Origin of the sequence: Kribbella sp. NBC_00709 (genome assembly GCF_036226565.1) — a bacterium.
Taxonomy (GTDB): Bacteria; Actinomycetota; Actinomycetes; order Propionibacteriales; family Kribbellaceae; genus Kribbella.
Map to the genome: position 1 here is coordinate 5,280,973 of NZ_CP108996.1, position 17,157 is coordinate 5,298,129.

The following is a 17,157-nucleotide window of genomic DNA, read 5'->3' on the forward strand; positions in this document are numbered from 1 at the left end:
GTTCTACATCATGTCAACTTCGGAGCATGCTCCGAAGTTCCTATCGCCCTGCCACGGCCCGGCCTTCGCCAGTATGGCCGCGATGCCGGCGCTGATGAGCTCCCCGGTGTCTAGTGGCTGGACTTGGCGAGGTCGATCGTCCGTTCGGTCACGGCTGTGAGTAGGTCGGGGTCGTGGGAGATGGCTAGTACGCCGATGTTGTGGGTGTGGGCCTGGTTGAGGAGAAGGTGCCAGATTCGGGCTTGGGTGAGGGCGTCGACGCTGGCGGTGATTTCGTCGGCGACGAGGTAGCGGGGGTGGGTCAGGAGGGCTCGGGCGAGGTTGACTCGTTGGAGCTCACCGCCGCTGATTTCATGGGGGAAGCGGTCGAGCCAGGTTGGGCGAACGAGCTCGGGATCGATTGTGTCGATCTCGCCGCGGGTGGCGCCGCTTTCAGTCAGGATGTCGCGGACCTTCCAGTGCGGGTTCATGGCCCGTTCGGGGTGCTGGAGGACGAGTTGCACCGGGTGCGGGCCGCGCTGGCGGGGGTCGATGGTGATCTGGCCGCGTTGTGGTGTGAGGAGGCCGGCGAGCAGGCGGCCGATAGTGCTCTTGCCGGAGCCGCTGGGTCCGAAGAGTCCGACGAACTCGCCGGGTTCGACGGACAGCGACGTACCTTCGACCACCCAGGACTCGTGGTAGCGGAACCAGAGGTCTTTGGCGATCAGCATGGCTGGGCCTCCGGGACGGTGAAGCCGTTGGCGGGAAGGGCCCGCCAGAGCGCCTTGGTATACGGGTGTTGCAAGGTGCCGTCGGTGAAGGCGGCGGGCGTGGCGGTCTCGATGGTCTTGCCGTCGTGGCAGATCACCAGGGCGTCGGCGATCTCGAGTGCGCCGCGGAGTTCGTGAGTGATGAGTACGACGGCGCGCCCGGCGTCGGCGAGTGCGCGGAAATCGGCGAGGACGGCGGCCACGTCCTTCGCCGGGAGTCCCGGCGTTGGCTCGTCGGCGAGGATCAGGTGCGGATCGCCCATCGTCGCCATCGTCACGAGGACCCGGCGGATCATCCCGCCGGACAGCTCATGGGGATATCGACGCAGCACCTCGCGACCAAGTCCTCGGGCCTCCAACGCGTCGGCTGCGACCCGATCAGGATCCGTGCGTCCGGCGAGCTCGGCCGAGCGGCGTACCTGGCGGCCGATGGTCGCGAGTGGGTCCAGGTAGTCGACCGACTGTGGAAGCAGGGCGATCTCCCGACCCGCGAGTCGTCGGCGGGCTGCGGGGTCGATGACGGTGCCGTCGTACGTCACGACGCCGGTCTCGGACGCGTTCGATGGGAGCATCCCGAGGACGGCATGGGCGAGCAGAGTCTTGCCGGCTCCAGAGGCTCCGACGAGGGCGACGACCTGGCCGCGGTCGGCGCTGAGGTCCATGCCGGACAGGGCGACAACCTCGCGGCGGCGGAGCCCACGGGTGTACTGGCTGAAGGAGATCTTCAGTTCCTGGATCGTCAAGAGCGTGGTCACAGGTGGTGGCTCCTCGGGTCGACGAGGGCGCGGGTGTTCTCGCCGATCGCGTCGACCAGTTTGACGACGACAAGCAGGCAGAGGCCGGGCAGGACGGCGAGCCACCACGCGCCGGCGGAGAGGAAGCGCATGGATTCGGCAAGTAGTACGCCGATCGACGGCTTGGCCGGGTCGACGCCGAGACCGAGGAACGACAGGGCGGCCTCATGCAGGATCGCGTGCGGGAACAGAAGGACGGTGCCGACCAGGAAGTGTCCGATGAGCTGCGGCGCGACATGTCGGCGAGCGATCCACCAGCGACCGCGGCCGAGCTGTTGGGCGATCGCGACGTAGTCCGAAGACATGACCTGACGGGCGTGGCCGCGCAGGATTCGGGTCAGCGACGGCCAATGGGTGACGGCGACAGCGATGATGACCGCGCGCGTCCCACCACCGAGGGCGAAGGCCAGCAGAATGAGCAGCACCAGGTGGGGGAGTGCGAGGAAGAGATCGACCACCCAGGTGACAGTTCGGTCGACCAGTCGGCCGCCGACGGCTGCGGCGCAGGCCATCAGTACGGCGAGTACGCCGGACACCAGAGCTGCGCTGACCCCGACCACCAGGCTGAGCCGGAGTCCCGAGAGAACGCGAGCGAGCATGTCCCGGCCGAGTCGATCGGTTCCGAACAGGTGCTGCCAGGACGGGCTCAGGTTGCGCCCGGAGAGATGCGGCGTACCAGCGGCGTCGACGGACAGGGTTCCGGCGACGACGACTCCGACGACCACCACGACGGCCAGGGTAAGGAAGGCGACAGTGCGGCGGCGCCGGTCGCGCAGCCGACGCCGGGGACGGGTGCTGCCGGCCACAATGTCGGTCATCGCGCCGCCTCGAGTCGACGGGTGCGGGGATCGAGCCAGGTGTGAAGGAGGTCGCCGAGTTGGTTGCCGCTGTAGACGAAAACCGTGGTGAACAAGGTGATCGCGAGGAGTAGCGGGACGTCCTGGCCCAGGGCGGCGGCTGTGGTCGCGGCGCCGAGGCCGGGGTAGGAGAAGACCTGTTCGGCGAGTACGGATCCGCCGAACAATTCGCCGAGAGAGCTGAACTGGAGCAACAGGGCCGGCCCGGCGGCGTTGCGTAGTACTCGATGAACGACCAGGCCGAGTGTGCGTTCGCCTTGTGCGCGGGCGAAGGCTACGTAGTCGCTGGACATCGCGACAGCAGTGGCTTGACGGGTGTGCAGGACGACGGGCGCTATGCCGACCAGGCTCAAGGTAAGGGCCGGGAGCAACAAGTGGTGCAGGCGATCCAGCAGACCGACATCACTCGCGACGGTGCCGACCGGTACGGCGCAGCAGATCGGGGTCCACTGCAGCGAGACCGAGAAGATGTACAGAAGCAGGAGACCCACCCAGAAGGTCGGCGCGGACGCCAGGGTGTAGGCCCACCAGGTGATGACGCGATCGGCCCAGCGGCCACGGCGTACTCCGGCGATCAGGCCAAGGGTGAAGCCGATCAGGCCGGACAAGCACCACGCGACGGCCATCAGCGCGAGGCTGGTGAGGAACTTGTTCGCGATCACGTCGACGACGGGCTGGTTGAAGGTATGCGATTGACCGAGGTCGCCGCGGACGATCTGCCCCAGCCAGTGCCCGAACCGTTCGACCGGCGGATCGTCGAGTCCCCACCGTTCGGCGATCTGGGCACGTTGTTCTGGCCCGATCGCCGCGATGTCGCCGCCGACGTACGCGTCGACCGGGTCTACCGGCGACGCAGACATCAACGCGAAGGACGCGACCGCAACAGCCGTCAGCAGGAGAACCAGCCGGATCAGCCGGGTGGCGAGCGCGGTCAGAAGGCGCTGTCGGCGCAGGGTGCGTGTGGGCGGTGCTTCCTCGGTCGTGGTGCTCAACAGGTCCAGCGCCATCCGGTGATGCCAGCCGTGATCGGCCAGCCGTGACCATGCGGTTCGATCTGCGGCTTGCCGATGTCGAGGCAGTCGCTGACGAAGTAGGTGTGCTGGAGGTTGACGAGCCAGGCCCACGCGGCGTCAGCGGACGGACCGAAGCCGTTGCCGTCGGCATCGTGCTGAGCTGCCTTCCAGTACTTCGTCGCCTCGGCCTGGTCGGTTGCGCTCAAGGCCGTTTCGAGATTCTCCTGCACGATCGGGTTCGAGTAGTAGCCGGTGTTCCAGTACTCGATGCCCGCCTGAGTGGAGGAGTAGAGGTTGTACATCTCGGTCGGGTCGTGGCTGCCCCAGCCGAACAGGACCGCGTCTGCGTGCAGGCGCTTGTCGATCACGTCCCAGCTCACGCCCTTGGCGGTGATCTGGATGCCGATCGGCTTGACCATGTCGGCGACGCTCAGTGCGAGACCCTGCCGGATCGTGTCGTCGGCTGGGTACAGCAGCGTGAATGCCGCCTTCACACCGGCCTTCTCGCGGACACCGCCGTTGTCGCGCCAGCCGGCCGCGTCGAGGAGCTGCTTGGCCTTGGAGGGGTCGTTGCCGTTGATCGCCGAGGACGGCTCGTACCAGGGCAGCCCGTCGACCGGACCCGTGGCCGGCGATCCGAACCCTTCCAGTACGCCGTCCACCAGGGCCTGACGGTCGACGGCCTGGTTGATCGCCTGCCGGATCGCCTTGTCCGAGGTGACGTTGTTGCCGATCGGCAGTCCCTCCGCGGTCTTCTTGCCGGTGTCGGCGACATACGGGAACATCACCCCGCGGTTGTCCACCGATTTCACCGGCACGACCTTCATCCCCGACACCGTGGTCTTCGCCAGGCTGGAGGGCACGGCGGCCATCGACGCCTGGCCCGCCTTCGCGGCGGCGAGTGATGCGTCCTCACTGGTGAACGTGAACACGACTCGTTCGAAGACCGGCTCGGTGCCGTAGTAGTTCTCGTTGCGCTGTACGATCAGTTGCTGGCCCTCGTCCCACTGGACGAACGTGAACGGTCCCGATCCGATCGGCTTTCGGGCGTAGTCCTTGCCGTGGGCATGCTTCGGCACGATGCCCAGCGACACCAGCCGGTTGACGAACGTACTCTGCGGACGCTTCAGGTGCAGCTCGACGGTGTCGTTGTCGACCGCAACTGCCTTCGCGAGGGCGGTCACGTCGGTGAGCCCACCGCTCCTGCCGGCGGTCGTGAAGGTGTACGCGACGTCGTCGGTCGTGACCGGCTTCCCGTCGCTGAACTTGGCGTCGGTCCGGATGTCGACGGTCCACACCAGGCCGTCGGCGCTGACCGAGTGCTTGGTCGCGAGATCGTTGACGATGTTCAGGTCCGCGTCCCTGGCGAGCAGCGTCGACTGGAACAACGGCGACCCGTACCGGCCCCAGCCGAGCGTGGGGTCGTACCCGTCCTCCGACTCACCGCCGATCGCCAGCCGCAACTCCTTCGGCGCTGCACCGCTCTTGCCCGAGGCATTTTCGTCGACTCCCGCTGCGCACGCGGCCAGCACCACTCCGAGCACCATCGCCGTCACCACGGCACACGACTTCCTCAGCCCACCGACCACGGGGTCCTCCACAGCCTCAGATGCGACTTGATCGCATTAATCGCCCGCAACTTACGATGCTGCACGGTCCGCGCGCAACTGCCGCGTCAACCAACGGACCCACTGGACAGCGGGCAGGAGCAGCTCAGGCCGCGCGGCAGTCGGCGCAGCGGCGCTGCGGCCGCAGCCGGGCCGTGATGGTGTTCGCGGTGAGTACGGCGGCCGACCGATCGGCGGACTGCTCGATGTCAGCGATGGTGATCGCCGTGGATGGGATGCGGGTGGGAGTGGACGACGACCGGGACTCCCTCGTCGTGGGTGTGGACGTGTTCGTGCACGAGGTTGACAGCTTGGAGGAGCTCGGTGTCGGCGAGCACCTCGGCCGGCGGGCCGGACCGGACCAGCCGGTGGTCCTCGGAGAAGACCACGCATCGGGTGGCGATCTGCTGGAGTACGGCGAGGTCGTGGGTGGCGTACACGATGGTCTTGCCGGCCTGGTTCAGGTCGGCGATGAGCTCTGCCAGCCAGGTCTGCGAGCGTGGATCGAGCGCGGCGGTCGGCTCGTCGAACAGCAGGACGTCCGGGTTCATCACCAGGACCGACGCGATCGCCACCTTCTTCTTCTGCCCGCCGGAGAGCTGGAACGGCGCCCGGTCGGCGAGGTCGGTGATGGCGAGCATGGCGAGTACGTCGGCGACCCGCTCCTTCGTCTCCGCCACCGACAGGCCCAGTTGGAGGCAGCCGAAGCCGACCTCTTCACGGACGGTGGGGGAGAAGACCTGGGCATCGGAGTTCTGGAAGACGAACCCGACCCGGGACCGGAAGCCCATCGAGAACTGCTCGTCCTCCAGGTTGTCCTCGGTGACCAGGTGCCCGAACGCGTGGAACGTGCCGGAATCGGGATGAACGAGCCCGTCGAGGATCTTCAGCAGCGTGGACTTCCCGCACCCGTTCGCGCCCAGCAGCGCGACCATCTCGCCGGCCCGGATGTCGATCGACACATCGTCGAGGGCCGGGAACCGGTCGAGGTAGGAGTACCGCAGTTCGCGGCAGACGAAGATGGCGTCATCCGGCGCATCCGAGGGGAGTGGAGCCTGGTCACCGATGCTGCCGGTGTGGTGCTGATGCTCAGCGGCCAAGGAACCGATCCCCTACAACGATCGCGGCCGCGCTGAGGATCGCCACCGAGATGAAGACAAGATCGGTGCGCCTGAGCCGCTGCTCGTCGATGACTCGCGCGTTGCCGCGGTAGCCTCGCGCGACCATGGCTTGGTGCACCTCCTCGGACAGGTGGTTCGCCTTCCCCAGCAGGGCACCGGCCGAGGCGCCGACGAAGCTTCGCGCGGCCTTGTCGTGCCGGACCGCGCCGACGGTGCGCGACGTACGGGACTCGTACATCTCCGTCACCGTTTCCAGGAGCAGGAAGATGTAGCGGTAGGCCATCCCGATGATCAGCACGAAGAACCTCGGTACGCCGACCGACCGGAGCGCGGCGAGCAACTTCGTCCACGGGGTGGTGATCGTGAGCAGGACGACCAGTGAGATCGACACGGCCACCCGGCTGACCACAAGGAGCGCCGTGAGCAAGCCCTGCCGGGTGAATCCTTGCGGCTCCCCGTGCCACGTCCACAGTTGCAGCACGATGTCGCCCTTGGTGACGATCGACAGTGTGGCCGGGAGAACCACGATGGCCGTGAAGATCGGTACGAACAGCCAGACCCGTTTGATCAGGAAGCCGAGCGACAGCCGGGAGCCGGCAGCGAGTCCGAGCGTGGCGACGTACATGACGGCGAGGCTGAGCGAGTTGTGGACGAGACCGGCAGCGACCAGCAGCACGATCATGCCGATCAGCTTCGCCCGTGGGTCCGCCTGCTGGAGGATGCCCGGTTGCCGCGCCACGTCTTCGCTGAACATCGTCTGCCGGAGCGGGTCGGAGGCACCTCGCAGCGTCTTCTCGAGGAACGAGCCCTTGCTGCGCTTGCCGATGCAACCACAAGGGCACAGAGCGACGTTGCCGCTCATCAGCCACTCGGGCCGAGAGGTGATGGCTGCGTCAGGCATGAGCGATGTCTTCGTCGGTCTCCTGACCGACGCCCTGCCGCCGGCTCAGGACCAACCGCACGATGCTCGCGATCAGGAAGATCGCAGCCCCGACCACGATGATCCCCACCACGGCCGACAAGATGTAGGCGAGGTTGGCGTGATCCCCATTGCTGAACCCGTAGCCGCCGAGCACCGCGTGGCTCCAGAAGCCGTTGTACTTCTCCAGCCCCGCGGGGACAGTGTGCAAGCCCAGGGGCCCGAGATCGAGGTCCGCTGGAGCGTCCTCCCCGAATGCGCCTCCCGGCGCCAGGAGACCCAAGGGCGTGAGGAGAACCGCGACCGTCATGAACCCGATGGCGACCCGCGCCGGGCTCAGCCGGCCGGGGGCGACCTCGACATCGCCCTCATGCACCGGGATGCCGGGATGATTCGGGACGAGACGCCGTACGTCTGCCCGCTGGAGATAGGCGATGACGCCGGCCGAAAGCACTGCCTCGCACAGCCCGGCGATCGTCAGGTGGGGGAGTGCCATCGCTGGAATGGTCTGGCTGAGGTGGTACGGCGAGTACAGCGGCACCCCTGATGACGACGTGAACAGGTCGGGCTGGATGCCGAACTCGATCGCCGCCGCGAGTGCGGCGAAATTGATGCCGACGTACCCACCGACCGCGGCCGCCAGCACCCGCCGGCGACCGGTCAGCGGCGTGCGCCCGGCAATCAGGCGGTAGACCCCGAGACCGACGAACGGGAGGATGATCGCCATGTTGACGACGTTCACCCCGTAGGACAGCACTCCGCCGTCGCCGAACAGCAGCGCCTGGAACAGGAGCGCCACGGACACGGCGATCACCGCAGCCCAGGGGCCGAGGCAGATCGCCACCACCACCCCACCGACCGCATGGGCCGTGGTGCCGTCCGGAATCGGGACGTTGAACATCATGATCAGGAAGCAGAGCGCCGAGAACACCGCCAGCATCGGCACGTTCCGGGTCCGCACGACCTTGCTGACCTTGCGGGCCGCCAGGCTCCAGAACGGGATCGCGACCGCGTATCCGACCGCGCACGTCGACGGGCTCAGGTAGCCGTCCGGGATATGCATGCTGTTGCCCCTTCCATGCCTCACCTCGGCAGAGCCTGCATCGCGAGGTTAGACCTACCTGCGATCCATTCGCAACAAATGTTTCCAGCGATCTGCTGAGTCGCTGCCAGTGGGGTAGATGCGATGCAGTCGCATATAGTACTCAGCGTGACGAGGGGCGGGGAGCGACATGACCATCACTCTGGGCCTGGAGACGTCCTGCGACGAGACCGGGGTGGGTGTGGTCAGGGACGGCCTGTTGCTCGGGCAGGCGCTGGCGTCGAGCATGGACGAGCACGTCCTGTACGGCGGCGTCGTACCCGAGGTCGCGGCCCGGGCGCACTTGGAGTCCCTTAGCGGTTGCCTGCGGCAAGCGTTGGCTGACGCGGAGGTCAGCCTCGAACAGGTTGACGCGATCGCTGTCACCTCCGGACCCGGTCTCGCGAGTTCGTTGCATGTCGGGGTCTCAGCCGCCAAGGCCTGGTCGGTGGCGCTCGGCAAACCGCTGTACGCCGTACATCACGTGGCCGGTCATGTTGCCGCGGACACCTTGCAGCACGGGCCGTTGCCTGAGCGCTCGATCGCGCTGGTCGTGTCGGGTGGGCATTCGTCGTTGCTGATGCTCGGCGACCTGGCGACCGATCCGATCGTTCATCTGGGGGACACGCTGGACGATGCGGCGGGCGAGGCGTTCGACAAGGTGGCCCGGGTGCTCGAGCTGCCCTACCCAGGTGGTCCGTCGATCCAGCGAGCGGCTGAGTCCGGTGACCCGGGCGCAGTCCAGCTGCCGAGGCCCCTGCTGACACAGTGGGCCGAGCATCAGCGGTACGCGTTCTCGTTCTCCGGCCTGAAGTCCGCGGTCGCCAGGCACGTGCAGCTCGCCCGACGCTCTGGCGAGCCGGTGCGGACGGCGGACATCGCCGCGTCCTTCCAGGACGCCGCGGTCGATGTGCTGGTCGGCAAGGCAGTTGCCGCGTGCGTGGACCACGGGATCGACACGCTGCTGATCGTCGGCGGGGTCGCCGCCAACGCACGACTGCGCGAGGTCGCCAGTGCCCGCAGTCTGAGTGCCGGCATCACCTTACGCATTCCCGCGCCTAGGCTCTGCACCGACAACGGAGCGATGATCGCCGCGATCGGTGACCTGATCGTCCGCTCCGGCGCTGACCCGTCGGGAATCGACTTCGGTGCCGACTCGTCCGCACCCCTCGATCGCAGCCTCCTGGTCTGAAGGCGAATCAGTGACTGACCTGCCCGAGGGCCGTGCGGTGGGTGGATGACCGGTCGGCTTGTCCTGGCGCCCAAGAGCTCGACGATCTGATCAAGGTCTCGAAGCCATGAAACTGCTCACTGCGCTGATTCAGGCAACAAGGTAGGTTGAGCTCTCCGCCCAACAAAACAAGGGGAATTGCATGAAGCGAGTGAGGCTGCTGGCGAGTGTGCTGGCGGTGGTTTCGACGGCGTTCGCGGTGCCCGGGGTTGCGGTCTCGGCGCCTTCGCCCAGTGCGGCGCCGGCTGTGGTGCAGCGGTTGGGGAGTGTGGGATATTGCCCGGACGCCAATGGTGTGACTGTGGTGGTGGATTACCAGGGGCTGGGGTTCGCGACTGAGATCCGGTGTGCGCCGGGGGATCAGGCGACGGGGCTGGCCGCGTTGGAGAATGCCGGGTTTGTTGTCACCGGCACTGATCGATGGGGTAAGGCGTTCATCTGCCGGATCAACGGGCAGCCGACGCCGGCGACGGAGCCGTGTGTGAACACGCCTCCGGCCAGTGCGTACTGGTCGTACTGGCATTCGCCGAACGGTGGGTCGTGGACGTACAGCCAGTTCGGGGCGACGGGCCGGAAGCCTCCGCTCGGGAGCTTCGAGGGCTGGTCGTTCTCGCAGAACGCAGGTCCGGACACGAACCCGCCGCCGCGGGTTGCGCCGGTCCGTCCGTAGGTGTTCAGTGCACCGGCTTCTCGTGGGCCGGTGCACGCCGCCGGCGGAAGGTTCCCTTGACGCCGAAGGACGCGCGATGTGCGGTACGCCGTAATGTTGCGAGGACTGCTGGTCCGAGGATCAGGATCGCGACGGTGTTGGTGATGGCGCGGCCGGTGTCCCAGCCGCCGGTCGACGTGAGCAGGGTGAAGATCGTGAAGCGATGGAGGTTCTCCGAGACCGGGGCGCCGGGGATGTAGGAGATGCCGCCGTTGTAGTACGGGACCTCGGCGTGGGTGATGAACGGCCAGAACCAGAGGTTCATCAAGAACCCGAAGGCATAGGCGACGAAGATGCCGTAGGCAACGAGCATCGCAATTTCGGCTGTGCCGCGGACGCGTCGGGGCAGCAGTCCGGCGCCGAGCCCGATCCAGGCCGAGCAGATCATCTGGAACGGCAACCACGGGCCGACTCCTGCGGTGAGCAGTGCCGATGCGAAGAGCGACGTACAGCCGAGCAGGAATCCGAAGCCCGGTCCGAAGACCCGACCGGCGAGGACGAGCAGGAAGAAGACCGACTCGATCCCGGCCGTGCCGGCACCCAGGGTCGGCCGGAGGGCGGCGTTCACCGCGGACAGGACGCCGAGGATCGCCAGGGCCTTGGAGTCCATCCCGCCTTCGGACAGTTCGGCGATCACGATCATCACCAGGACCGGCAGGATCACGATGAAGATGAACGGTGCATCTGAACCGTGCTGCGTGGGCGACGGGTCGACCTTGGTGAGCAGCGGCCAGACGAACATCATCAGCCCGGCGATCGTCGCGAGGATCAGTACGACGGCGGACCGCTTCCCGACCCTGATTGCGCCGGTGTCGTTCATACCGAGACCTCCAGGGCTTCGCGTACGTCGTCAACCGTCAGCCACTCGGCTGGAGCGAGAATCTTCGCGACCTGCGGTGCGAATGCCGGGGAAGCTGCGACCACCTCAGCGGTAGGCCCGTCAGCCACAATCTCGCCTTCGGCCATCACCACGACCCGGTCCGCGGTCCGGGCGACGAACTCGACGTCGTGGGTGGCGACGACCACGGTCTTGCCGTCGTCGGCGAGGTCGCGGATCACCTCGCGCAACCGGCTCTTGGCGGAGTAGTCGAGGCCGCGGGTCGGTTCGTCGAGGAGTACGACATCCGGCGCGGCCGTGAGCTGGATCGCCAGCGCCAACGACAGCCGCTGTCCCTCGGACAGATCGCGTGGATGCCGGTCGTCGGGCAGCCCCGGGACGATCCGGTCGAGCAACGCGCGGCACGTTCCCGGTTCCGCGCCGGACTCCTTGTCGGCGCCTGCGCATTCGTCGGCCACCGACTCCAGGTAGAGCAGATCGCTGGGTGTCTGGGGGACGAGCCCAACGAGCTTCCGCGACTCCTTCCGCTTGAGGCGCTTCGGGTCTTGTCCGTCTACTTCGACGGTGCCGCCGTGTCGTGGGCCGGCTCCGTGCAACGCCCACAGCAGCGACGACTTGCCGGATCCGTTCCGTCCCATCAGCGCCGTGATCTCACCGCGGTGCAGCGCGAGATCGACTCCGCGTACGGCGACCAGATCGCCGTACCGTACGACGACCTTCCGCGCGCTGAGGGTCTCGCTACCAGGCGTTGAGCGGTACGAAGGAGAGCTCCCTGCGAGTTGCTCACGCAGCGAACCGGCGAGTCGTCGTGCGTCGCGGACGGAGAGCGGCAGGGGAGACCACCCAGCGAGCCGGCCGAGTTCGACGATCGGTGGTGCGATGGACGTCGTACGCAGGATGTCGGCCGGGTCGCCGAGCTGGGCGGTGCCGTCACCGGGGAGGTAGATCAGGCGGTCGGCGTACTGGACGACGCGTTCCATCCGGTGCTCGGCCATCAGGACGGTGACACCGAGGTCGTGGACCAGGCGGGTGATCGCGGCGAGCACGTCCTCGGCGGCGGTCGGGTCGAGCGCGGAAGTGGGCTCGTCGAGGACCAACACTCGAGGGTGGCTGGTCAGGACCGAGCCGATCGCGACGCGTTGCTGCTGACCACCGGAGAGTGCTCTGAGCGGGCGGCGACGGAGTTCGGCGATGCCGAGCAGGTCAAGGGTCTCTTCGACGCGTTTGCGCATGGTGGCGGCCGGGACGGCGAGCTGTTCCATGCCGTAGGCAAGTTCTTCCTCGACGGTGTCGGTGACGAATCCGGAGAGCGGATCCTGACCGACCACGCCGACCAGATGGGCGAACTCGCGCGGCGGCCGGGTGCTGGTCGCGATCCCGTCGACGGTGACCTCGCCATCGAGGTGTCCGCCGGTGAAGTGCGGCACCAGGCCGTTGACCGCACCGAGCAGTGTGGACTTGCCGGTGCCGGTGCGGCCGGTGAGCAGGCAGAGCTCGCCCTCAGCGATTGTCATGGTGAGGTCGTCGAGCACGGGATCGTCCGCGCCAGGGTAGGTGATGCTGACCTGGTCGAAGCGGATCACCGCTCGGCCTCCTCGAGATCGTTCGCCGGCGGTGGCACCAACCACGCAGGCAGTACTGCGAGCAGTACGCCGACCGCCGGGATCAGGTCGACCTGCGGCCAGGTCAGCGGACGGAGCGATGGATTGAGGTTCGTCGGATCGACCGAGCTGCTCCGGTACAGTGCGACCGCGGCTGCGATCCCACAGGCGGCGGCGATGAGCTCCGCGAGCCGCCAGAGATCGGGCCGGTACGTCGACCGCTGCACCCGTCGTCCTGCGGAGATCATCCCGGCCGCCGCGACCGCAACCCCGGCCGCGAGCATCGGCCCGGCGAGGTAGCGCGGGGTCGTCCCGTCGAGTACGCCGTACACCCCGACGCAGATCCCGACCAGCCCGGCGACGAGCAAAGCACCGGTGAATGCTCTCGCCCGACCAGTCAGAGTCCCGGCGCGGCCGTAGCCCCGACTGTCCATCGCGGCCGCCAACCGCAGCGACCGGTCCAACGCATCCTCGAGAACGGGAATCGCGATCGCCCGGAAGGCACGGATGCCCTTCTCGGTGCTGCCCCGCAACGACCGCGCCCGGCCGACCCGGACCACGCTCTCCGCGAGCTGCGGAAAGACGGAGATTGCAACGACGACCGCCGAACCAGCTTCGTACAGCGCGGAGGGCACGGACTTGAGTAGCCGCTTGGGGTTGGCGAGCGCGTTGGCCGCGCCGACGCAGATCAGCATGGTCGCGAGCCGGAGACCGTCGTACGCGCCGCCGAGCAGCGACTCGACCGTCACCTGGCCGAACAGCTGGATCCCGGCAGCCCAGGCAGGCAAGGGAATCTCGGGCAGGGTGAACAGAATGGTGTCGCCTTCGCCGCCGCCGAAGATGATCCGGTAGACGAGTCGCATGACGATGATGAAGGCGCCGAGCAGGAGGTAGAGCCGGAACGCCAGTGCCCAGGGTGCGTCGGAGCGACGGTTGATCACGACGTAGACCACGACGGCGAGGATGAGGGCGAGCAACATCGGGTTCGTGGTGCGGCTCGCGGCGGTGGCGAGGCCGAGCGCCCAGAGCCACCAGGCCGCGGGGTGCAGGTTCCGCGGCAGCCAGTACGCCGTCACGAGCGGCGGCTGCGGCGGTACTGCGCGGTGATCACCGCGGCCCCGATCAAGAGGATGATCACGAAACCGGTCAGCACCGTCGAGACCGGCACGCCCGGTGGGGCATCGCGACTATGAGTGCCGTCGGCAACTGGTTCACCACCGGTCCAGGGAACATCGCTGCTCGGCTCACCTGACGCACGCGGATCCCCGGCCGGCTCAGCGCTCTGCCGTGGCAGCCCGGGTGGGAGCGCGGTCGTCTGCCCGGTGCTCGGCTGACCACTCTGCGGGTTGCTCGGCTCGGTGGTGGTGTCACCCGGATCCTGCCCGACCTGTGAGCCGCCGATCGTGGTGGTCGTGTTGCCGCCTGGCTCGTTCGGGTTGTTCTGCGAGGTCTTCGGTTGGCCGGTCGGCGCCGGGTTCTGCTTCTCGTTGGGGTTGTTGCCCGTCGGTTTCTGCGTCGGCAGGTTGGTCGTCGGCTGCGGCGCGCTGCCGGGGCGTCGCGGCGTGATGCGTGGCTTCGGGTTGGTCTCCGCGGTCGCGTTGAGCGAGAACGACCAGCCCTCGAAGCCGCCGCGGATCGCGTTGCGGTTCTTCACACCCCACTGGCTGTACTGCCACTGGCCGCCGCTCGTCGCCCACCAGTACGACCAGTAGCCCGAGGCGGGCGGGGTGTCGATGCAGGGCTCCTTGTACTTCGGATGCCCGGCGATCGGCACGATCTCGTTCGGTCCCGGTCGCCCCTCGAGTCGGCAGATGAACGCCTCGCCCCAACGCCGCGTGCCCTGCAGTTGGATGCCTGCGTCAACCAACGCGGAGTGCCCCGTGAATCCGGGGCCGACCGGACCCGGTGCGCACCGGACGACCGTCGTACCGCCGAGCGCCTGGAAGTCGATCACCACGGTCACGCCCTCGTCCGTCGGGCAGAACCCGGGACTCCCGTGCGACGGATCGACCGCCGACGCGCTCAGCGGCGCGGCGACAAGCACCAGCCCGGCGAGAACCGCAAGGACGCGCCTCATCGACCGGCCGCCCGCCGGGCGGAGGATCGGCGGGTCATCAGCCAGCCGAGAGCCGCGCCACCGATGACGAGCAATATCGCGAAGCCGGCCCACAGCGGCCACGGACCGAGGTCCGAATCGCTGACAGCCGCCTGGTTGGTGGTGTCAGGTGCCTTCTCCTCGGGGAACGGCGCCGTCACACCGCGAGCCAGCACGTCGGTGTCGATCGTGAGCAACGAAGTTCCCGCCATCGCCGGCAACGCAGCCGTGCTGGCGGCCTGGTCGCTAGCCCCGCCGGGCCGGATCGGCAGTCCACCGTCGGCGACGATCGACGACTTCAACCGGGTGTTCGCATCCCCGGTCTCCATGCCTACCGAACGCAGCGCCACCATCGCGGCCGACGTCGCCGGGATGCTCGGCTGCCCGTCCTGCTGCCATCCGGACTTCCACGCACCATCGGCATCCTGGCGATCCGTCAACGCCTTGACCGCCTTGCGAACCGTCGTGGTCGGAGCGGTCGGCTCAGAGCCGGGCCGGACCGCGTTGAGTGCCTGTACGGCGATCGCCGTACTCGCGATGTCGCCTGTCTGGCACCGCTGCTCGGCCGGACCGAACTGCGCCGGGAACGACCCGTCGCCACACTGCTGCCGCAGCAGCGCGTCGACCGCCCGCTTGGCCTCCTCGGCGCGACCCGAGGCCACCAGCGCGAGGACGCCGTACGCCTGGCTGCTGATATTCGACTGGTCACCGGACTTGCTCTCGTCGGTGATCCGCCCGTCCGGCTGCGTCCGCTGCGCCAGCTCCCCGGCCAGGTCATTGCCGACGGCATCCTTCGTGGAGAGCGTGAGGAGCAGGGTGAGTTTGGCCAGCGGACCGGCGTACCGGGCGTTCGGCTGCTCGTAGGGGACACCGTGCGCATAGGCCGCGACGGCGTCGGGCTGGGACATCAGCGAGGCGATCGCGCCGACGGTGCCGGGGAGCTTGCCTGCCTGGCGCAGCGCGAGGCCGAGGTCCACGGTCGCGTCGTAGTCGACGTACTTCTCGCCGTCGCGGTCGACCTCGAGATGGTTGCCACCGGTCAGCCGCTTCTGCAGGTAAGCGGCCGTGTCGTCGGAGTCCGCGCCGACCACTGCCGGCGTCGACGGCTGGGTGGTTGCCGTTGTGGGTGACGGAGTTGCTGTGATCGCGGTGGTCGGCCGGGGCAGAGCCGGGACAGTCGGCACCACAACGACGGTTCGCGTCCGCGTCGTCGTCGCCCGGGGGAGTGGCGGCGGGACCTGCATGCTCGTCCGTACGCCGGTCGGACCAACGATGGTCGTAGGAGCCTTCCCTGGCAGGGTTTTGGTAACCGTCGGCGTCGAGGTCGGACGCCCCGTGGTCGTGACCGTCGAAGTGGCCGTGACTGTCGCCGTGACGGTCACGGTCGGCGTCGGGTCCTCGGTGGGCGGGTTGGGGTCCGTCCAGGACAGGTCGGCGAACGGAACCGGCGCGAGCGCGAAGACCGCTTGCGGCGTCGCCCGGCGCCACTGGTCGATGCCGAGATCGATCCCGTTCGTCTGCGCATCGACGAGCGAGTCCGGGTTGTAGGCGATCGCGCCGACGTGCGCCGCGGCGGCACCGGCGTTGCCCGCGGTGAGCTGCAGGCCGCTGACCCACTCCTTCGCCTTGTCGGCTGCCGCCGTACGACCGCCTCCGGCCAGGGTCTGCGCGATCAGGCCGGTGCTGTTGGCGTTCGCACCTTCGGTGGTCACGCCACCGCCGAACGACCCGTCCGGCTTCTGTACCGAGGTCAGGTAGGTGAGGCCCTTGAGGATCTCGTCGTCGACTCCACCGATGCCGTAGTTCTGCGCGGTCATCAGTGCCTGCACGGCCATCGCCGTACCGTCGCCGTCGGGTGCGCCCTTGGCCTCGTCACAGGTCAGCCTGTCGTTGTAGAACATCCGGAAGTAGCCGTCCGAGCACTGCTGCCGGATGAGGAAGTTGACGGCGTTCTCGGGTACGCCGCCCGCCCGGGCCAGGCCCATCACCGCGAGGGACTGGCTGAAGATGTTCGTGTCGTCGTTACCGGTGCCGAAGTCGCGGAGTCGGCCGTCCTCGACCCCCGCGTCCGGACCGGCGATGAGGTTGAGGGTCTCCTGGCGCATGTTCCGGCCGCCGAAATCGCGGTAGTCCTGGCCGGCGGTCACCGCCGCCAGCAGGATCTTCGCCGTTGCGCCGGCGATCCGGGCGTCGGGATCCGGGTACCAGCCCGGGCCGGCGTAGTCGGGTACGTGCTCGGAGACGGCCTTCACCACCGAGCGGATCACCGCGGGATCGGCTTCGGTCGCGATCAACGCCCACTCGGTGTCAATCGTCAGGCCCCAGTCCGGGTTGGCGAACCCGGGGATCGCGCCGTCAACGAGCTGACCGGCCATCCAGGTCGCCGCCGCGCTCGCCTCCGGGGTGGCCGCTGCCCTGGCCGGGGACGCGTGAGCAGACAGAACTGGTGCCAGTGTGAGGGCGGCGGCAAGAACCGCAGTGATCCAACGGCGGGCGGAGGTGCGCATCGAACCTGACTTCGACTGGGCGGTCTGCGCTGCGG

Annotated in this window: 15 protein-coding genes; 2 read left to right on the plus strand and 13 right to left on the minus strand. The window is 68.0% G+C overall.

Features of this window, described 5'->3' with window-relative positions:
- Positions 1-110 precede the first annotated feature (110 nt).
- The 8 genes from OHA18_RS26015 to cbiM form a co-directional block, all read right to left on the minus strand.
- Complete coding sequence (locus tag OHA18_RS26015; RefSeq protein WP_328997915.1) at positions 111-710, minus strand: ABC transporter ATP-binding protein; 600 nt, start codon at positions 708-710, stop codon at positions 111-113.
- Entirely contained in the window at positions 704-1,504 is an 801-nt protein-coding gene (locus OHA18_RS26020; protein ID WP_328997916.1) for an ATP-binding cassette domain-containing protein, read from the minus strand. Before OHA18_RS26020 ends, OHA18_RS26015 begins: the two co-directional genes overlap by 7 nt.
- Positions 1,501-2,361 (minus strand): ABC transporter permease, encoded by an 861-nt coding sequence (locus OHA18_RS26025; protein ID WP_328997917.1) that lies wholly within the window; start codon positions 2,359-2,361, stop codon positions 1,501-1,503. The genes OHA18_RS26020 and OHA18_RS26025 overlap by 4 nt, the downstream gene beginning before the upstream one ends.
- Complete coding sequence (locus OHA18_RS26030; RefSeq protein ID WP_328997918.1) at positions 2,358-3,407, minus strand: ABC transporter permease; 1,050 nt, start codon at positions 3,405-3,407, stop codon at positions 2,358-2,360. The genes OHA18_RS26025 and OHA18_RS26030 overlap by 4 nt, the downstream gene beginning before the upstream one ends.
- Entirely contained in the window at positions 3,389-4,960 is a 1,572-nt protein-coding gene (locus tag OHA18_RS26035; protein WP_328997919.1) for an ABC transporter substrate-binding protein, read from the minus strand. The genes OHA18_RS26030 and OHA18_RS26035 overlap by 19 nt, the downstream gene beginning before the upstream one ends.
- A gap of 269 nt (positions 4,961-5,229) precedes the next feature.
- Positions 5,230-6,120, minus strand: coding sequence for an energy-coupling factor ABC transporter ATP-binding protein (locus OHA18_RS26040; protein ID WP_328997920.1), 891 nt, complete (start codon positions 6,118-6,120; stop codon positions 5,230-5,232).
- Positions 6,110-7,042, minus strand: coding sequence for a cobalt ECF transporter T component CbiQ (gene cbiQ, locus OHA18_RS26045; protein ID WP_328997921.1), 933 nt, complete (start codon positions 7,040-7,042; stop codon positions 6,110-6,112). The genes OHA18_RS26040 and cbiQ overlap by 11 nt, the downstream gene beginning before the upstream one ends.
- Positions 7,035-8,123, minus strand: a complete 1,089-nt coding sequence (gene cbiM / locus OHA18_RS26050; RefSeq protein WP_328997922.1) for a cobalt transporter CbiM — start codon at positions 8,121-8,123, stop codon at positions 7,035-7,037. The genes cbiQ and cbiM overlap by 8 nt, the downstream gene beginning before the upstream one ends.
- Positions 8,124-8,292: 169 nt before the next feature.
- Here cbiM and tsaD point away from each other — a divergent pair, with 169 nt between their 5' ends.
- Positions 8,293-9,333, plus strand: coding sequence for a tRNA (adenosine(37)-N6)-threonylcarbamoyltransferase complex transferase subunit TsaD (gene tsaD, locus OHA18_RS26055; protein ID WP_328997923.1), 1,041 nt, complete (start codon positions 8,293-8,295; stop codon positions 9,331-9,333).
- Between the two features lie 181 nt (positions 9,334-9,514).
- Positions 9,515-10,042, plus strand: coding sequence for a hypothetical protein (locus OHA18_RS26060; protein WP_328997924.1), 528 nt, complete (start codon positions 9,515-9,517; stop codon positions 10,040-10,042).
- Positions 10,043-10,046: 4 nt separating this feature from the next.
- Here the strand turns inward: OHA18_RS26060 and OHA18_RS26065 are convergent, their stop codons facing one another.
- The 5 genes from OHA18_RS26065 to OHA18_RS26085 are packed head-to-tail and all read right to left on the minus strand — an operon-like array spanning position 10,047 to position 17,122.
- Positions 10,047-10,901 carry an ECF transporter S component gene (locus OHA18_RS26065; protein WP_328997925.1) on the minus strand — a complete coding sequence of 285 codons (855 nt, stop codon included), beginning with the start codon at positions 10,899-10,901 and terminating at the stop codon, positions 10,047-10,049.
- On the minus strand, positions 10,898-12,502 hold the full coding sequence (locus tag OHA18_RS26070; protein ID WP_328997926.1) for an ABC transporter ATP-binding protein: 1,605 nt from the start codon (positions 12,500-12,502) through the stop codon (positions 10,898-10,900). The genes OHA18_RS26065 and OHA18_RS26070 overlap by 4 nt, the downstream gene beginning before the upstream one ends.
- The gene (locus OHA18_RS26075) at positions 12,499-13,596 is read right to left on the minus strand and encodes an energy-coupling factor transporter transmembrane component T (RefSeq protein WP_328997927.1); all 1,098 of its coding nucleotides are present in this window, start codon (positions 13,594-13,596) and stop codon (positions 12,499-12,501) included. The genes OHA18_RS26070 and OHA18_RS26075 overlap by 4 nt, the downstream gene beginning before the upstream one ends.
- Positions 13,593-14,597 carry a hypothetical protein gene (locus OHA18_RS26080; protein WP_328997928.1) on the minus strand — a complete coding sequence of 335 codons (1,005 nt, stop codon included), beginning with the start codon at positions 14,595-14,597 and terminating at the stop codon, positions 13,593-13,595. Before OHA18_RS26080 ends, OHA18_RS26075 begins: the two co-directional genes overlap by 4 nt.
- Positions 14,594-17,122, minus strand: a complete 2,529-nt coding sequence (locus OHA18_RS26085; protein WP_328997929.1) for a prenyltransferase/squalene oxidase repeat-containing protein — start codon at positions 17,120-17,122, stop codon at positions 14,594-14,596. The genes OHA18_RS26080 and OHA18_RS26085 overlap by 4 nt, the downstream gene beginning before the upstream one ends.
- Positions 17,123-17,157 lie beyond the last annotated feature (35 nt).